This is a genomic window from Rhizobium sp. Leaf262 (genome assembly GCF_001422245.1).
Lineage (GTDB): Bacteria > Pseudomonadota > Alphaproteobacteria > Rhizobiales > Rhizobiaceae > Agrobacterium.
In genome coordinates this window covers 525,633-541,556 of record NZ_LMMM01000018.1, presented here as the reverse complement: position 1 = coordinate 541,556, position 15,924 = coordinate 525,633, and the positions used below count along the sequence as shown (strand labels likewise).

Annotated in this window: 15 protein-coding genes and 1 pseudogene; 10 read left to right on the top strand and 6 right to left on the bottom strand. The window is 54.5% G+C overall.

All coding sequences use genetic code 11. The features are described 5' to 3' along the window. The 5 genes from ASF29_RS19990 to ASF29_RS19975 all read right to left on the bottom strand — a co-directional run. Window positions 1-1,671: recombinase family protein (locus ASF29_RS19990; protein ID WP_062452377.1), on the bottom strand; the 1,671-nt coding region annotated here is incomplete at its 3' end. A gap of 85 nt (window positions 1,672-1,756) precedes the next feature. Continuing rightward, on the bottom strand, window positions 1,757-2,605 hold the full coding sequence (locus ASF29_RS19985; RefSeq protein ID WP_062452376.1) for a recombinase family protein: 849 nt from the start codon (window positions 2,603-2,605) through the stop codon (window positions 1,757-1,759). A 152-nt stretch (window positions 2,606-2,757) separates the two neighbouring features. Then, complete coding sequence (locus tag ASF29_RS19980) at window positions 2,758-3,537, bottom strand: hypothetical protein (protein ID WP_062452375.1); 780 nt, start codon at window positions 3,535-3,537, stop codon at window positions 2,758-2,760. 87 nt (window positions 3,538-3,624) lie between these two features. Beyond that, the gene (locus tag ASF29_RS24525) at window positions 3,625-3,993 is read right to left on the bottom strand and encodes a hypothetical protein (protein ID WP_156462746.1); all 369 of its coding nucleotides are present in this window, start codon (window positions 3,991-3,993) and stop codon (window positions 3,625-3,627) included. Window positions 3,994-4,225: 232 nt separating this feature from the next. Continuing rightward, entirely contained in the window at window positions 4,226-4,561 is a 336-nt protein-coding gene (locus ASF29_RS19975) for a hypothetical protein (protein ID WP_062452374.1), read from the bottom strand. Window positions 4,562-5,409: 848 nt separating this feature from the next. Between ASF29_RS19975 and ASF29_RS19970 the strand changes: the two genes are divergently transcribed. The 7 genes from ASF29_RS19970 to ASF29_RS19935 all read left to right on the top strand — a co-directional run bounded on the left by ASF29_RS19970 (window position 5,410) and on the right by ASF29_RS19935 (window position 13,451). Next, window positions 5,410-6,516, top strand: coding sequence for a hypothetical protein (locus ASF29_RS19970; RefSeq protein ID WP_062452373.1), 1,107 nt, complete (start codon window positions 5,410-5,412; stop codon window positions 6,514-6,516). Between the two features lie 133 nt (window positions 6,517-6,649). Continuing rightward, on the top strand, window positions 6,650-6,871 hold the full coding sequence (locus ASF29_RS19965; RefSeq protein ID WP_062452372.1) for a hypothetical protein: 222 nt from the start codon (window positions 6,650-6,652) through the stop codon (window positions 6,869-6,871). Next, window positions 6,868-8,022, top strand: coding sequence for a hypothetical protein (locus ASF29_RS19960; protein WP_062452371.1), 1,155 nt, complete (start codon window positions 6,868-6,870; stop codon window positions 8,020-8,022). The genes ASF29_RS19965 and ASF29_RS19960 overlap by 4 nt, the downstream gene beginning before the upstream one ends. Before the next feature lie 141 nt (window positions 8,023-8,163). Further along, window positions 8,164-8,667 (top strand): hypothetical protein, encoded by a 504-nt coding sequence (locus ASF29_RS24630; protein ID WP_162237920.1) that lies wholly within the window; start codon window positions 8,164-8,166, stop codon window positions 8,665-8,667. Continuing rightward, entirely contained in the window at window positions 8,660-10,600 is a 1,941-nt protein-coding gene (locus ASF29_RS19950) for an ATP-binding protein (protein WP_062452369.1), read from the top strand. Before ASF29_RS24630 ends, ASF29_RS19950 begins: the two co-directional genes overlap by 8 nt. 5 nt (window positions 10,601-10,605) lie before the next feature. Beyond that, on the top strand, window positions 10,606-11,340 hold the full coding sequence (locus ASF29_RS19945) for an ATP-dependent Zn protease (protein ID WP_062452368.1): 735 nt from the start codon (window positions 10,606-10,608) through the stop codon (window positions 11,338-11,340). 1,019 nt (window positions 11,341-12,359) lie between these two features. Then, window positions 12,360-13,451, top strand: coding sequence for a polyamine ABC transporter substrate-binding protein (locus ASF29_RS19935; RefSeq protein WP_062452366.1), 1,092 nt, complete (start codon window positions 12,360-12,362; stop codon window positions 13,449-13,451). 106 nt (window positions 13,452-13,557) lie between these two features. Here ASF29_RS19935 and ASF29_RS24985 read toward each other — a convergent pair. Further along, a pseudogene (locus ASF29_RS24985) lies at window positions 13,558-13,923 on the bottom strand (LysR substrate-binding domain-containing protein); the annotation flags it as partial. Window positions 13,924-13,925: 2 nt separating this feature from the next. Between ASF29_RS24985 and ASF29_RS24980 the strand changes: the two are divergent. From ASF29_RS24980 to ASF29_RS19915, 3 genes are all read left to right on the top strand, one after another. Then, on the top strand, window positions 13,926-14,147 hold the full coding sequence (locus ASF29_RS24980) for a hypothetical protein (RefSeq protein ID WP_244473613.1): 222 nt from the start codon (window positions 13,926-13,928) through the stop codon (window positions 14,145-14,147). A 77-nt stretch (window positions 14,148-14,224) separates the two neighbouring features. Then, window positions 14,225-14,554 (top strand): hypothetical protein, encoded by a 330-nt coding sequence (locus ASF29_RS19920; protein WP_062452363.1) that lies wholly within the window; start codon window positions 14,225-14,227, stop codon window positions 14,552-14,554. A 368-nt stretch (window positions 14,555-14,922) separates the two neighbouring features. Continuing rightward, window positions 14,923-15,729, top strand: coding sequence for a GNAT family N-acetyltransferase (locus tag ASF29_RS19915; RefSeq protein WP_244473605.1), 807 nt, complete (start codon window positions 14,923-14,925; stop codon window positions 15,727-15,729). The last annotated feature ends 195 nt before the right edge of the window (window positions 15,730-15,924 follow it).

The following is a 15,924-nucleotide window of genomic DNA, read 5'->3' as shown; positions in this document are numbered from 1 at the left end:
GGCAAGGAACTGTTGCTCCATGAGATCCAGAACCTCCATGGATGCCATGATGGTGGCAATGTCGCCATGGACCTGCAGGCTCGCCGCCTGGTGGCCCGGTGTCTTGCCAATCACCACGGTCTGAATGAGATCGCGCACGATCGGCATCAGGCGCTGTTTGGCGTTTTCGTCGGCATTGTTACGGGCTAGGAACATCAGCTTGCGGATGGCAACCTCGACATTATCAGGATTGAACTGCTGCTTCAGCTTCGCAATTTTTTCCTGAAAATCCTCCGTCGGCACTTCGGTAGCGGCAAGCTCCAAGGCAAGCTGCTCACGCGTGACTTCCAGTCCATCCAGTTGGTCGTCTAGGATGGCAAGGCGCGGTCGGCCTTCGGCATGCCGGTCCTGGATTTGTTGCATCAGACCCGCCTGCGTCGATTTGATTTTTGCAAGCTCTGTCGCAATCTGATCTTTGCGGAAGGGGACGCTCTTCAGCTTGGTCACCTCATGGGCGATCATCTTCTGCGAAATCCGGTCGAAGATATCGATGGAGTAGAATGCGACCGGTATGCAATTGAGGACGCGTTCTTCGAGTTCATGGCGTGTGATGGTTTTGCTGTTGCTACAGCATTCGCCGCCGAGTTCGTCGATCGGTAGACGCTTCTTGCGGTTGGTGCAGCTATAGCGATCCTTTCCACTGATTGCGTAGGGGCCGCCGCACTCGGCACATTGGAGCATCCGGCTGAGAAGATATTCCGGACGGTGCGTCGCGTTGAGACGGTTTGTCGAGTGCCGGTCGAACTCTTCCCGGCTTTCGGCCTGGCGTTGCTTCGCCCGTTCCCACAGCTCATCCGAAACAATGCGCAGCGCAGGTTTGTCCATGAACTCCCATTCGTCCCTGTCGTTCGCACGAGAGGTTCGCCGTTCTGTCGTCGGGTCCTTGCGGAACTTCTGTTTGTTCCAGATCACCTTGCCGACGTAGAGAACGTTGTTCAGGATGCCGTTCCCGTCAGTGACGCTGCCCCGGATGGTGGTATCACGCCAATATTTGGTGCGTGCCCCTGGAACTCCCTGGTCATTCAGCTTCTGTGCGATGGCTGCCGGTGAGACGCCATCGACATAGTCTTTGAAGATCCCCCGCACGATCTCGGCCTTGACCGGATCGATCTCCCTCAGCCCCTTGATGCGGTCACCATTCGCATCGCGCTGCTGGGAGAGCTTGTAGCCGTAGGAGAGGCAAGTGGTTGCCTTCCCCTTGCGTACTGCTGTCTTCATACCTTCTCGGGTGCGTGTCCGACCCTGCTCGACGAGCTCATGGCTCATCGTGGAGCGCATGTGCAACTCCATATCGGTGACCGCCCGGCCGGCCTCGACAGTCCAGATGGCGCAGTCGTGGTAGTTCAGATCCTTCAGGATCTTCGAGGTGTGCTCGACATCGCGCGACAGACGATCGACATTGACGCAGAGCACGACATCGATACGTTCGCGCTTCACGTGCGCCAAGAGCTGCTGGATGCCAGGGCGAGAGGTGAATGTCGTCCCGCTGATCGCGGAGTCGGAGTAGGTCGCGACCAGCTTCCAGTCCCTGTCGGCAACAAACTTCTTGCCGAGTTCCGTCTGGGTCTCGATCGAAACCTCATTCTGGCGGTCGGTGGAGTAACGGGCATAGAACAAAACGTTCTTCGTCATGTGCTGAATTCCATCTTCAGTATTGTGATTGTGCAGACTGGCCGATGTGGTCGGCCAGTCTGCATCTGTTCCTTTCGACGCTGCACTAAGGCCGGGATGGGGATCCTGCAGCGCCCCGAGCCGCAAAGCTCTGGCGCAGCTTGACGCGGCTCCAGAGCTCATCCGTGATGATGCGCAGTGCGTACGCAGACACGAAGTTCCGGCCAGGGACCCACGAGCGACCTATATAGATTTCGTCGTTGAGGATGCCTGTGCGACGAGCGCGGTCGCCGCGGATGGTGGCGCCACTCCATTTGCGGTCACAAGGGCCGGGGACACCTTCCGATTCGAAGATTGTCGCAATTTTTGCCGGCGACATTCCATCGGCGTACATCTGGAAAATTCGCTGGACGATTTCTGCGGTCCCCGGTTCAGGTACCTGGAAACCGAAAATGTACTGCTGATCGTTGTTGTATGCGCCGGTGTAGCAATAGCCGTATGCAAGGGGAACCAGGTGTTCCACCTCATAAAGGTCATCAGGCATCTGCGAGCGATTGCGACTGCCTCTGATCGGTGTACCTACATCACTAGTGTAGTAATCGATTAGATCGTTGGTCTTGATCCGGATACCCGGATCGGCAGCCCAGAGCTCGATGCCTTTCCTTTTGAGATCATTCATCAGCCGAACTGCAACGGCCAAGCGCGAGCATAAGCGATCCAGGGTATGGCAAAGGATGACGTCGATTGAGCCGACATCTAGCTCTTCCAGGAGTTTCTGGACACCGGGTTGGGCCGTGAAGACAACTTCGCCGATGTCTTCATCGCGGCAGATCAGTTCCGGTTCCCAGCCCTTCTTTTTGACGAAGGACTTCGCGTAATAGAGCTGCGATTCGGCGCATGCGGTGCGCAACGTGTCGCTCGAATTGCGGAGATAAATGAGGACTTTCTTTGTCATAGTATTCTCACAGCGTAAGGTGACGAATTGAGGACATGCTAACCTGGCGCAGGCCGCTTGGGAGCCCGGGCAAGTCGCCAAGCCATCAAGGCCTGGCGGCAGAGCAGAAGGTCGCGGCAATGATTGCCGCGACGACACCTGCTTGCTCGGTGCTATTCGCCCATGGCTTTACGGTAGCTCGCGGCTTCGTCCGTGTCGCCACGAAGACGGCCGTTCGGCTGCGGTCTCAGGATCAGGTCCTCGACGCTGTTGCGGCTACCCAGCCAGTACCAACCACTCTCGTCGTGACGAATGATGAAGACTTCGTTCGGCGTGATCTTGACGCGGATCGCTCCCGTCTCAGCCTTGATCGCTTTACGGAAAAGCTGATCCAATTTGCCACCTGCACCCGTCTTCTTGGTGTAGCCGATCGCCACCCTTGAAAAGATGGGAGTTGGTGCGACGCGCTTGGTCAGCACCAAAACGCGGTCTACCCTTTTGCGACGTCCCTTTGCCTCATCGATGTCCACCACGACACCGCGGCTGGCGACATCGCAGAAGAGACCGCCGCTTACAGCAACGTAGTGCGTGCTCAGGGACAAGACACAAGGATGATCGCGCTCAGCGCCAGTGCGGTCCTTTAGATAGGCCGCCAGCGTGGGTTTGCCAGTGAGGTTACGCCACTCTCCGACATATCCGAGCAGATGAAAGGTGCGCTTGATTTCGCCATGACGCACGCGCTTGATTGCGGGCGTGTATGGGAAGTCGAGCCAGTCCGTGCCGTAGAGCACCTGGCGGACAGCATCATTCACCTGGGATACGGTTAGACCAGTGATGGACGCAATGACACCAGTGGCGGAATACAGGCGGGATTTGGTATCGTTGATGGCGTCGTGGAGGTAACGGGTCTTAATTGCTCCTGGGGTAGGAGCATGATTGTTGAGTTTGGGCACTTTTTGGTCCTTCGGGTCCAGAGTGGATTTGAAGGAATGCGCTCGCCACTATGGATCCCTCAGGCGCCCGCTCGCCCTCGATCCCTTTTATAATGCCTGCTTGAGCTCACCACACGGAATAAGGTGATGCAGGCTGCTCTTCAACTCGATCTCTGTTTCCGCCGGTCGTTTCCCGGTACCGCGACGGAAGTCATCTGGTTTTAAAAAATCACCTTTCTTCATTACGGGGTGAAGATTGGCGCCGGGAGTTATTCTTGCGTTGTCCGTCCCAGGATGTCTATCAATGTCATCAAAACCCCAACCGGACTTTGCAAGAAGTACAGTCGGTGCGCATTCCGGCCTTGGCAATTTGCTTCGGCTAATTGCCGTATGAACGGAGGATCCATTGCGGTCAATCGCATCTTCTCGGCGCGAGCCGCTTTTTTTGCTTTGATGCTGAAAGACATGTAACGGCATTCATTAGAGTTTTACTGAATTATCGCCCGGCATAAGATCTACTTCGGACTACGAAGCGGTCTCGGTTATTCCCGGCGAGCACCAAAATCCTCTGGAAATCCGATTCAGAATCGAACGGCGTTATAAGAAGTAATGGGGGGAGATGCCGTAAAATGGGCAAACGCCGTTAGGCGTGGATTGCCATCGAATGATGGATGGCGGGGGGCGCAATCAGGAAGGGTAGGGATCCGCTTCACGTGTCCCGATCGGCATCGTCAGAATAGAGCAGGTGAACCTTGCGACGAAACGGCAGGCCGCCTTTGCTGTATTTGTGGACGAGTTCGTCGAGCACGACCTCGCTCTCGCGGGTGTCGAAACCCTGCTCGGACAGCATGGTGACGATCCGGTCCTGAAACTCCTCCAGAACCTCAGCCGTCCCCTTGGCCGACATGTTGGAAATCATCCAGTAAAGCGCGACGCGCGCGATGTCGTCACGGCCCGGTCTCTTTGCCTTGCGATTCGCGTCACGCAACTTCTGCTGCCGCTTGCGCTGTTCACCGTTGCGGGCATCATCCGACTTTCTTGGCATAGTGTCTTTCTCCGACCGACAGGCCACGCATGTCAGATGCCAGCACGAGCCGCAACGCCGTTTGCACAGGAATCGCAAATCCCGGTTTATGAATCGTTTTTCCAGAGTTTTGAATCATCGATGCGCAATTTGAGACGAGTTGCGGGCAAGTTGAAGCAAGTCGAGATGAGGTGTTGGCAACAAACGCTGTTTGCAGAATCGCACATCCAGCGGTCTGAATCAGAAATCCAGAACCGAGAATCGAATGAGCGCAATTTGTCTCAACGTGCTGGCAATCTGCATCGATGGATCGCGACCTGATCAGACTTGCGAGCTAGTGATGGACATCACGCCGCATCGATGTTGTCTGCAGCGGGGCCACTGTTCAGTATTGCTCCGACCATAACCGTAAGATGATCTTCCAAACGTTCGTCGCGAGCCGTCGTTTGCGTTTCTGGCTGCAGATTGAGTGTTGCGAAGAGGTGGATCGCGGCGCCTCAAAAGACAATAGGACGTTACTTCAACAAGGCTGGCGGCTTCCGGACTATACGTAGGAACGGCCTAAAATGCGCCGATATTCGAATGTTTGAGGATTGAGTGCCAAATTTATGTTGGTTTGACGCAGGTAACGATAGATTAGAGTCCTGAAAATAATTTTAACTTATAGCAAGAAAATTATTATTATAGCGTAGATATCAATATAGTAAGGATATTTACTTTTTAAAAACCGTCATATTGAATAGATATATTCAATTTATACATCAAAGTGGGAATACTTGCGTTTTGTTGTTTACGGTTTGTGCAGTAAAATAGGTGTGTCCGGTCATTTAGACTGATCGGATGCCCGTAGCAACAACTGGAGACACAAAATGACCTCAACTCAGCAAATCAAGACTGCCGCCGCTTCTTCCGCCGCTTTTTATGCGGATATGGACATCCCGACCGCCGTATATACAAAACTGGAGGACACGGCGTCCCGCATCCATGAGCTTGGCCGCCGCACGACGGAACAGACCTTCGAACTTGGCGATCATCTGGCGCAAGTGGCCGCGATCCTGCCTGAGGGTACGTTCAATAGGTGGGTCGACATCCGCTGTAACCTGAAAGCACGCAGCGCCCGCAATTACATGGCGGTGTTCCGCAACCTCGGGTTCTGCCGTGATGAACTGGTTGATCTTTCGGTTGGATCAACCGTGCTGTTCCACCTGTCATCAGCGACTGAGGACCAGATCGCCGAGGCGATCGCTTTCGCAAATGAGGCCGGCCGTCTAAAGGTTGCCGATGTGAAGACGATCATGGCCAGTACCCACGAGGACGAAGACGACGGGAAACGGAATGATCAGTTCTCGGTCGGCGGCTTGACCGGACTGAAGGCTCTGATCGCGCTCAAGAGCCGCGATGGCCTGAAAGTGTTCATCGACGATATCGTGGCAATCTGCCGGGCAATCGAAGAGGCCCTGTCGCAGAAACGCGTCATCAAGGAGGCGCTCGCCAAGGAGGTTCAGGACCTTTCCCGTGTTGCCCGGCTCGAACTGACAAACCTGGCGCTGTTTGTCGAGACGGAAACTGAGTTGCGTTGCAACGCTCGTGCCATGACGTTCCCGAAGTCGAGCGAATGGGCGCGGGTCCATGACATCCTCTATAAACTGGGAGGTGTTGAGCAGTGGCCGAAGTCGGGCGGTATGCGGGACTGGTTGCAGCTTGAAGTCCTGCCGGTCTTGCTCTGGGTGGTCTCCAAGGAACGCAAACCGAAGTGGCCGCTGGAAAGACCGACGGCTGCAGTTGCGAGCGAACGGGCGGAGATCTCTGATCTGAGCGAGGGCGCTCCGGACGGGGTGGCCGAGGGTGCCGAACCAACGGCGACCCGTGCGCAGATCAATATCGTGCCGCCACTCGCCGTCGAGATCGATGCAAGCGATGTCATTGATGTGAACGCATCAGAAGACGTGGATCCGCCAACTGCCGTGATGGCATGAACTCCACCATGGATAGCGGCTTGCGCCTTCCAGTCAACATTCGAGAGGGCCGCTTGTCGGCCCTTTCTTTTTGCCCGCTTCTAACGGCTGAATTGAGTTGGCGCGGCGACCGCGAAAATCCTCGAAGGCGGATTTGCAGATCGACGTGGTGAAGGCGCGATTGTCAATCGTGAGCCCGCTGTTAACCTTGTACCGGCTTTGTTCTTTTTTGTTGGTTTGGGACCTTGAGCCCGAGCGCCGGTCCTGCCAGGTTAAGGGCGTTCCAGATGACTGGGACAAAACGGCCCAAGCCGATGCTGCAAACATCGACAAGGGCCTGACCCTCAAGCCTTCGCAAAAAGGAATCGGGCTATGACCACGTTTACATCCATCCCCTCAACCGGGGAAGTTCTTCGTTCGACCACCCATCTGAGCGCCAACGGCAGCGCGCCTGCTGTCGCCCGGTACAACGGATCGCGTCAGCGGCCCTACGGCTATGGCCGTGACTCGATTGCGACCATGCATGCCGCTCTCGAACCTGCCGTGCTGCGCCGCCATCCGCACCTGGTTCGCTTTTCCGATGTCGCCGATGACCTCGATCTGCTGATTGATCGCGCCATCGCCGCAATCGCCGATGGCGAACCTGTCGAAGACGAGATCCTTGGCCACTATGTTCACATCGCCTCACTCGTTCGCGCCGTATCGTTCCGGGAAGGCAAGCTTCTGGAACAGGCTGTCGAGCGCCTGGCCAAGACCAATCCCAACATCACCGTTCTGACCCAGTCGCTCAAACTGCCGCTCGTCAAGGCTGCGATGGAAGCTGTGTCCGGCAATGACTGGTCTTCACTCGACGGCATAAAGCTTGATTGCGAGGCACCGGCCAAGGGAACCTACACGCCCGACCTGATCGTCGTGAACCGCATCCGGCACACCGCCTACATTCTCGACCTCAAGCGATCGCTCGCTTCTTACGGCGACACCAGCCGTCTCGAAGAGTTGAAGATGAAGATGATGGCGTCAGCAATGGTTCTGCCCGACTGGCTCTACAAGCATCACAAGCGTCTGATGGTCGACACGGTCGAAGTGGCGATCGTGGATGGTGCCAGCCGCCCGAGCAACCATGCCAATGGGGTATGGGCTTTGTCCGAGATCGACGACCTGCTCGAAATCGACGGTGTCGCCGCCTGCATGGCGCAGTTGCGTCTGCGTTTTGGTCGCAAGGTCCAGCAACTTCTTGAGGCGGAGGCACGCAAGGCGATTGGTATCTACGATCAGCCCGTGTCCGACCTGCCAACCGGGGTCGCCTCGTCGTATCCGGCCGTCCGCTCTCGCATCGATCTCAGCGGTTCGAGCAGGTCCCATAGAGAAGGTCAGGCTGTGCTCTCTCAAAATGAGGATCGCGGTTCTGACGATGTTGGCCCCGATACCATCGACCCGCTCAATGGCGATCAGGATGATGATCACGAAGACGGATCGAAACCGACCTACATCCGGGTTGGCTTTGCGCGCCGTCCTGTGGCGCACTGATCCCCTGACATCGTCCGCCGCTTCCTGACGCTTGTCGTCGGGCAGCAGGCAAGGGTTGTCGCGGCCTGGAACCGTGAATTCCCCACCATTCCTTCATCTTCACTGGCGCCGGACCGATTGCTGTCTGGCCAAGGAGCCGTCATGTCTTCCGACACTCATTCGGATATGCCCGCGCGCGTGCACTGCGAGCCTATCTTGTCCTCTCTCTACCCGACCCTTAGTCGCCGTCCTGCCGACGGCATCATCCTTAGTCATCCCGAACTCCGTCGTGTCCAGATGCTTGCCGATGATCCGGCTCTGCTCATCGGACTGGCACTGTGCCATCTGAGACAGCAGGGCGGGATGGTTGGCACCCTGCCGGATACGATCATGAGCCGATTGCAGGACCATGCCGCGCACGGTGATCCGACCTGCTGCCTGCTGATGGACTGGCTCGTGCGACGCAATGGCGATGTTGCAGACCCGTACGCGCCAGATGCCGTCAATGCGCATTCTAGCGAGGTCCGGGCTGGCCGCCGTCTGATGAGTGAGCGCCGCCATGCAGGGCCAGGTAGGCCGAAACGCCGTAAGCCGTCGAGGGACGGTTCATTGGTTCCCCAAACGGCAATTATTGCCGCGCCAACGGAAGGTGGATCCGATGAATAAGCTGTCACGTCTGTTCGTTCGTCGCCTTGAACGCATTGCCCGGCGTGAGGCTCGCCGCAATGCACATATCAACGGATTGCTGGACGTAAAAATCGTCGAGATCGGCGGGCATGTGGTGCGTCGCTACGCACCGGCGTTCGATACCACGCGTTTCTCCGGTAATCCGGAAAGAGACGTTGCATGGCTGCGCCGGAATTTTGGCGGCTATCTCATGCCGCCTCCGCCCGCATCCGACATTGTCGTCACCGAAACCAAGCCGTTGGCATCGATCTTGCCATTTCTGCTGCCACGAAAGCAGGGGACCAGCTACCAGCCAGCGTTGGATATGGATCATGCGCGCCGTGCCTATGCGGTCGGTCTCGTCGGACGTGCTGGCAGGCCACCGCTGGTCAGTAATATCGTTGCAGCCCTCGTGTTGTCACGTGCGATCGAAAACAGTCGCATGCCGTTTTCCAGGATTGCGCGCGCTGCCGTCATGACGGCTCCGGTCGTATCTCTGCAAGCACCGATCGCAGGCTTCGAACAGGCGATGCGGCGGCTGATCGAGACACAGGGCTTTATTCCCGGTGGTGCGCTCAACGGCATCGATGGTGAATATGTCTTCGATGACGGTGTTTTTGACGGAAGCGCGCAATCGTCCCGGATCTATGTTCAGTTCATGGGGCAGAGCGTCCATCGCCTGACGGCATCCGTATTGCAGCGGCGCCTGGTCAATGCGTTGACGCGAGATTATCCGGTCGTGGCGATTGCCGAACGTGCCGACCACATTCCATCCGAAATCAACATTGCAGCCGACATCGATCTTACTTCCGGCTGGCTCGACTACCCCTTCATCAGCGCCATGATCGAAACGGTGCATGGTGCCAGTGGGCTTGAGGCACTGCAGCAATGGGTGAAGTCATCTGACGCACATTATCTGACGATCGATGATGTCGTGCTTGCCTTCCGGCCGGGGCGCAGCGCAGGCGCGGTGATTGCTGTCCTGGCTTCACTGACAGAACGCAATCGTATCGCTGCCCAGGACGGCGATGACGACGATGATGATGAGACGTCTTCAGGGCAGACAGAAAAGACGGCAAAGACCACGAAGGACTCCACCGGTTCGGGCAAGCCCAATGAAAACCGTGGCAAGTGGAAGCGTGACAAGCCGTCGGGTGCTGAGGTTATCCAGCCGCAGCCACGGGAGTCAGGCGAAGGCGATCGACCGGCGCTCGCTGTCGAGACGCTGTCCGGATACGGCAAGGCGAGTACTTGGGCGCTGGATCTCAAGGCCGATCTGGCCGACTATCTGGCAGGCACGCTTGCCTGGTCTGACATGAGTGCCAAGTTGCTGCTGTCAGGACCGCCCGGCACCGGCAAAACGACCTTTGCAAAGGCGCTGTGCAACAGTCTGCAGGTGCCCCTGGTCGTCACGTCCGTTTCCACATGGCTGCAGGGCGGGCATCTCAATGATGTCATCGACAAGATGGCAAAGAGCTTTGCCGAGGCCCGTGCGTTAGCGCCGTCCATCCTGTTCATTGATGAGATCGATGGCATCGGCAAACGTCAACCAGCCGAACGGGAATATGCTGACTACTGGAATGCGGTCGTCAACAAGGCGTTGGAATTGCTGGATGGTGCTGTGAAAAGCGAGGGTCTGATCATCGTCGGTGCGACGAACCGGCCTGAACAGATCGACGATGCCATCAAGCGGTCCGGGCGGCTGGAAACGCACATCGAAATCCCGCGGCCTGACATTGCCACGCTTGCGGAAATCTTTGCCCATCACCTCGGCAGTGATGTGGAGGGTCTGACCGTCACGTCCAAAAATGACCCCGCCAGCTTCGAAGATCGACCAGATCGGAGTGTCGACGCCACCCACGTCGAGGACGCGCCATATGATAGCCGGGACCCCGACGACAAAGATCCAGACCAGCCAGCCAAGGGAGTTTGACCAATATGGAAACTAGCACCAACAGCGTCCGCAATCCCATTCTGAAACGTCTGGCAACACGCGCCATGGGGCTGACGGGCGCCGACATCGAGCGCATCGTTCGCCAGGCACGCCTCAAGGCCCGCCGTGAGAAGCGGCCACTGCGGTTCGAGGATCTGGAGGCTGGTATCCGGATGGATCGACCTGCCGTGCCATACGATGTTCGCTGGCGTTTTGCCGTTCACGAAGCAGGCCACGCCATCGTCCATCATGTCCTGAAGCTTGGACCGATCCATGGTATCAACATCGATACCGCAAACGGGGGGTACAGCCAGCTTGGCTTCACAGCTTCCGGCAGCGATACGCTTGGCTATATCGAGGATATGCTGGCCATGCTGATGGCCGGGCGGGCCGCCGAGCAGATCGTCGTCGGCAGCGTGTCGTCAGGGTCGGGCGGCAGCGATGACAGCGACCTTGCCCGCGCAACCAAACTCGCGCTTGCTATGGAAAGGACGTTGGGTTTTGCTGCAGTTCATCCGCTGTTGTATCGACATGACAGGGATCAGGCATCCGTTCTCGACGGGAATCCAGATCTTGCTGCGCGGGTTCATGCGCGGTTGGAGACGGCGCTGGCCAAGGCACAGGAAATCCTGCAGCAGAACAGAGGCGCGCTTGATCTGCTTGTTGAAGAGTTGTTCGATATGCAATCGCTCAGCGGAGATGAGGTGTCCAGTATTATTACGAATTTACAAAGTTTTTAATTCATATTTTCTGCGATTAATAAGTAAAGGTATAATATATGAGACAATTTATGTTTATAATCCATTAAAGAGACATTTTATGTGCCAGATTAAAAATATTCACCAGCGTACTTTTAAAGAATTAATTAACACGTTTAAATGTATTGTGATCTTGCCCATTTCCGCGCTGCTACTGTCGATCCTCGATGCGGCGTTCGTATTGTCCAATCTTGACGATCGTATCGCCCGGTCACCCGTCGGTGAGGCTTTGCCGAGCGCTCCCACTTCACCGACGCCTGTGCTTCGTTGTGGATCTACCGTGAATTCGTGCATCTCGAAGGCAAAAAGGGATGGCCGCTGCAAGCGAAACACCTTTGATAGGCGTTGGATATCAGGGCTACTGGGATCATGGTTCGATCGAAGCTGAGCGTTTGTGGGACGAATTTATATACCTTCTCGAAACGGCTTCCATTTTCATAACACTTATTTCAAGTCTGTCGTCGAGACCGGCGTGTGGGAAACCTTATATCTCATCGTCGTCATTTTCACCGCGGCGTGGGGCCATCTGCACCGGTTTTTAACATCCAGCAAGAACCAGGAGTCCTTGCTGCTTTTCGCATTTGTAGCACTTCTCATCTTACGATCATTTGTGGACATCGACGGTCTTTTTGCCTACCAGATCGGCTCGTTTCCTCTCTATTTCTTGGCTGGTAAACTCACAGTCCGGGGCGCAGTCAAATTTCGGCTATTTGTCCAGAAAGGGCAAGTCATCCAGTGCTTGTAGTGCGTGCTGTCGTATTGAGACCTGCTGCATTTGAAATTCGACGCTGAGCATTCGAAACAGATGTGAAACACGCCTCTCCTAAAAGCCAACCCATCGATCGTATCCGTGGACGGTATCGCGGTAAAAATTCAATTCGAACCTGAGCTTAACGCAATCGAGCTTAGAGCTTCAGCTTCTCGGGCATTTTTCCGCTAGCCCCCTGGGATTTCGTTGCGATGAAATGATTTATAGGCATCAATAAAGTTCGAGGTCTTTAATGTATAAAATCCTGCAACAAATTGTGGTTGGCGTAGCATTTCTAAGTTCTACGTCTACGATGGCAAGTGAACGTGTGGTCCATGTCTATAACTGGTCAGATTATATCGATCAGTCAATATTGGAGGATTTCACAAGCGAGACCGGAATCAAGGTCGTCTATGATGTCTTTGATAACAACGAATTACTTGAGACAAAACTGCTTGCGGGCGCTTCTGGTTACGATGTCGTCGTGCCTACGGCCCCCTTTCTTGCGAGACAAATCAAAGCGGATGTCTTTCAAAAGCTCGATAAAACAAAGTTGACGAATATTGGAAATCTTTGGCCGGACATCATGGACAGGCTGGCCGTCTATGATCCAGGGAACCAATATGCGATAAATTATATGTGGGGTACAACGAGTATCGGATACAATGTCGACAAGTTAAAGGCTGCTCTAGGCGATGTGCCGGTCGACAGTTGGAATATTATCTTTGATCCCGCGAACGCAAAAAAGTTGAGTTCATGCGGAATCAATATTCTGGACGCACCGGACGAAACCATGGCTATCGCCTTGGCCTATCTGGGAAAAAATCCGAATAGTAAAGAAACGCCTGACCTCCAAGCTGGTGCTGAAGTCTTCAAAAAAATCCGCCCATCAGTGCGATCGTTCAATTCTTCCGCTTATATCAATGAACTGGCGACAGGCGATATTTGCATCACGATCGGCTTCTCCGGCGACGTGTTGCAAGCAAAAGCTCGCGCTGAAGAGGCTAACAATGGTGTGAATGTCGAATACTCGATTCCTAAAGAGGGGACGTATATGTGGTTCGACAACCTCGCAATCCCTGCTGATGCGAAGCACGTCGAAGAGGCACACGCATTCATCAATTACCTGATGAAGCCGGAGGTCATTGCAAAAGCCTCCAACTACGTCAGATACGCCAACGGAAATCTTGCATCACAGGAGTTCGTGGACAAAGACGTTCGTAAGAATGCATCCGTCTATCCGCCGGATGCTGTGCTGGATAAACTCTTCACAATTTCACCGTATGACCAAAAGCAACAGCGCGTGTTGACCAGGCTTTGGACTGGGATCAAAACGAAAAACTAATTTTGTTTCTTGGTCGATATACTCGATGATAACAAGACGTGTGGCGCGTCGCTCACTATGAGATGCGCCACTAACGCCCGTATGGCTGGCAACGGTTTTTGTCATTCTACTTAGCTTGAGCCACGGCATGAACTCTGGCCAGCGCCAGGAATGCTTTCACACCCGCCGATAGGTTACGGCGCCCGGGATAATTGAGACAAAGTTCCGGAAAGGGCGGTGTCCAATCGTTCAGAATGCGTATGAGCCGGCCTTCGTCAACGTCGGCTAGAACGCTTTGCTCCATTAAGAAACCGATGCCGGTGTCCTCAAGGACTGCCACTTTGGCGAGGCTGGTTTCGTCGAGGATAATCTGACCACGAACATCGATTTGTGCCGTCTCCCCGTCCTTCTCGAAACGCCATCTGAAGACTGCTCCATCTGGCAGTCGTACGCGAATGCACTGATGACTTAGGAGGTCGCGAGGACCTAAAGGATGTGGCGAAATCGGCATCGCTCGAAGAAGTCTGCATGATCTCATTGATGCCGATGGAGATGAACAGCGCGCTGCGAGACCCCATTGACAGTACGTTCGAGGGACGTGGTGGCAACATAATTCCTGAACCGATCGATGCGGTTGCCGCGCTGACATTCGTGGCGAAAGAGAAAATCTCTTCGCGAACGAAGAGCTCGACTGGTGCGCTCGGTAGCCGTCGATAGCGCTGCGTAGGGGCCGCAATATCAATCCTGCGGCTTTAACTACACAAACACTAGCCAATTCAAAAGGGAGAATGATCATGACTATTGAGCTGCCAACGGCAATTGCTGCCTACTTCGATGCAGATAGCAACAGCAGCGCTGAGGATGTCTCACGGTGTTTCATAGAGACCGCTTTCGTAAAAGACGAAGGCAAAACATATCTTGGTCGAGATGAAATTCGGAACTGGAAAAGCAGGTCTTCGAAGGAACACAAATACACGGTTGAACCCTTCGATCTCGCAAAGGACGGCAAGCGGACGGTAGTGACAAGCCATCTGACCGGCAATTTCCCCGGCAGTCCGGTCGATCTACGCTATTTCTTGGTTCTTGACGGCGACCCAATACAAGAGCTTGAAATCACTCTCTAGTTTGCACCGTCTTGTCAGACTCTTAACTTACGCACTCAAGCTCGAACGATGAACGCCATCTTTCGAGCTCTTCGTTATGTGCCAGTGCAGTCTCTTAGATCAGCGAAATTGACATACCTTTCGGAGGACCGTTCAGTTACAGCTTTAATCCAAAATCGTTTCTAGCAATCTCAAAAGTAAATTTCAGCTTCTCCATGTCATTCGTAACAGAAATTGACCGGTTTGAAACCTCGATACCACATCGAGCAGAGACTATCCCTTGTGTCGCAACCCAAACGCGGAAAATTTGAACCGAATGATTACATCGAGTGGTTTGGCGTTCAGCTCCATTGCCATCCAGGGTGATCAAGATTATGAAGGAGCCGAACTTGACCAATCTGTTTTCTGGATATGAGGGCACAGCTCAAGAAGACGCGATAGAAGCTGAAGCGTTTATAGCTTGGCACAGCGTTTGTTCAGGCGAGGTCAAGGATGAGCATAATTTCCAGTGCCTTCCGCTCAATCGCGGATGCGCGCTCTCACTGCCCCGCGCGCCGGGACCTGTGCTCAATCGTGTTTTCGGGCTTTCTACAGTATCCGAACTGGACGAAGCATATGGATGGATGACCGCAAAGGCTGGCGCCAGATTTCTGCAATTAAATATCGAATCTGCGTCCGACGAGGTTAAACGTTGGATAGCGGCAAAGGGGTTGCATGAGAAAGGTCCAGCATGGGCGAAGCTGGTTCGTAGCAGCGAAGCAGATGTAGACTATCCACCGAGTGACGTGACATGCCGTAAAGTCCTTTCAAGTGAAAGTGAGCTATTCGGCTCAATCATCTGCAGCGGATTTGGTTTGCCTGAAAATCTAATTCCTGTCTGGGCGTCGATCGTCGAGAAAGTTGAGTGGTCATGTTTTTTTGCTGTGGATGGAGATACGCCGATTGGTACCGGTGCAATGTATACTTCCGGAAACCGGAGTTGGCTGGGTGGGGGAACCGTGCTGCCAGCTTTCAGAAACCGCGGAGCACAGAAGGCTCTCATTCGCGCCCGCATAGATGAAGGAATGGCCAGAGGGACATCCACATTTGTGGTTGAAGCTAAATTGTCTTGGCTCAGCACAGCAAACATTTCATACGATAATCTGAAAAAGCTTGGTTTTGAACATGTTTACAGTCGCTCCAACTTTGTTATTTGACCGTATTACTCCGATAATCTACTTGCGCTAAGCAACCTTCCACATTCAACGCCTCTGCTCAGAGTTTTGTTTCCGGACGAGAGAAGTGCTCCGCAAACGCTCTGGTCTTTACTCTTCAGCGCATCGGCTTTTCTGCAGTCGTCTTTCATGAGGCGCGCTCACACGCAGTCTGACAATCCTAATCGAGCATATATA

What these genes read in the sequence shown, in the direction of transcription:
- ASF29_RS19960 (WP_062452371.1), top strand. Translation starts at nt 6,868, where the DNA reads ATGACCACGTTTACATCCATCCCCTCAACCGGGGAAGTTCTTCGTTCG.
- ASF29_RS19935 (WP_062452366.1), top strand. Translation starts at nt 12,360, where the DNA reads ATGTATAAAATCCTGCAACAAATTGTGGTTGGCGTAGCATTTCTAAGT.
- ASF29_RS19970 (WP_062452373.1), top strand. Translation starts at nt 5,410, where the DNA reads ATGACCTCAACTCAGCAAATCAAGACTGCCGCCGCTTCTTCCGCCGCT.
- ASF29_RS19945 (WP_062452368.1), top strand. Translation starts at nt 10,606, where the DNA reads ATGGAAACTAGCACCAACAGCGTCCGCAATCCCATTCTGAAACGTCTG.
- ASF29_RS19985 (WP_062452376.1), bottom strand. Translation starts at nt 2,605, where the DNA reads ATGACAAAGAAAGTCCTCATTTATCTCCGCAATTCGAGCGACACGTTG.
- ASF29_RS19975 (WP_062452374.1), bottom strand. Translation starts at nt 4,561, where the DNA reads ATGCCAAGAAAGTCGGATGATGCCCGCAACGGTGAACAGCGCAAGCGG.
- ASF29_RS19950 (WP_062452369.1), top strand. Translation starts at nt 8,660, where the DNA reads ATGAATAAGCTGTCACGTCTGTTCGTTCGTCGCCTTGAACGCATTGCC.
- ASF29_RS24525 (WP_156462746.1), bottom strand. Translation starts at nt 3,993, where the DNA reads ATGCCGTTACATGTCTTTCAGCATCAAAGCAAAAAAAGCGGCTCGCGC.
- ASF29_RS19920 (WP_062452363.1), top strand. Translation starts at nt 14,225, where the DNA reads ATGACTATTGAGCTGCCAACGGCAATTGCTGCCTACTTCGATGCAGAT.
- ASF29_RS24630 (WP_162237920.1), top strand. Translation starts at nt 8,164, where the DNA reads ATGTCTTCCGACACTCATTCGGATATGCCCGCGCGCGTGCACTGCGAG.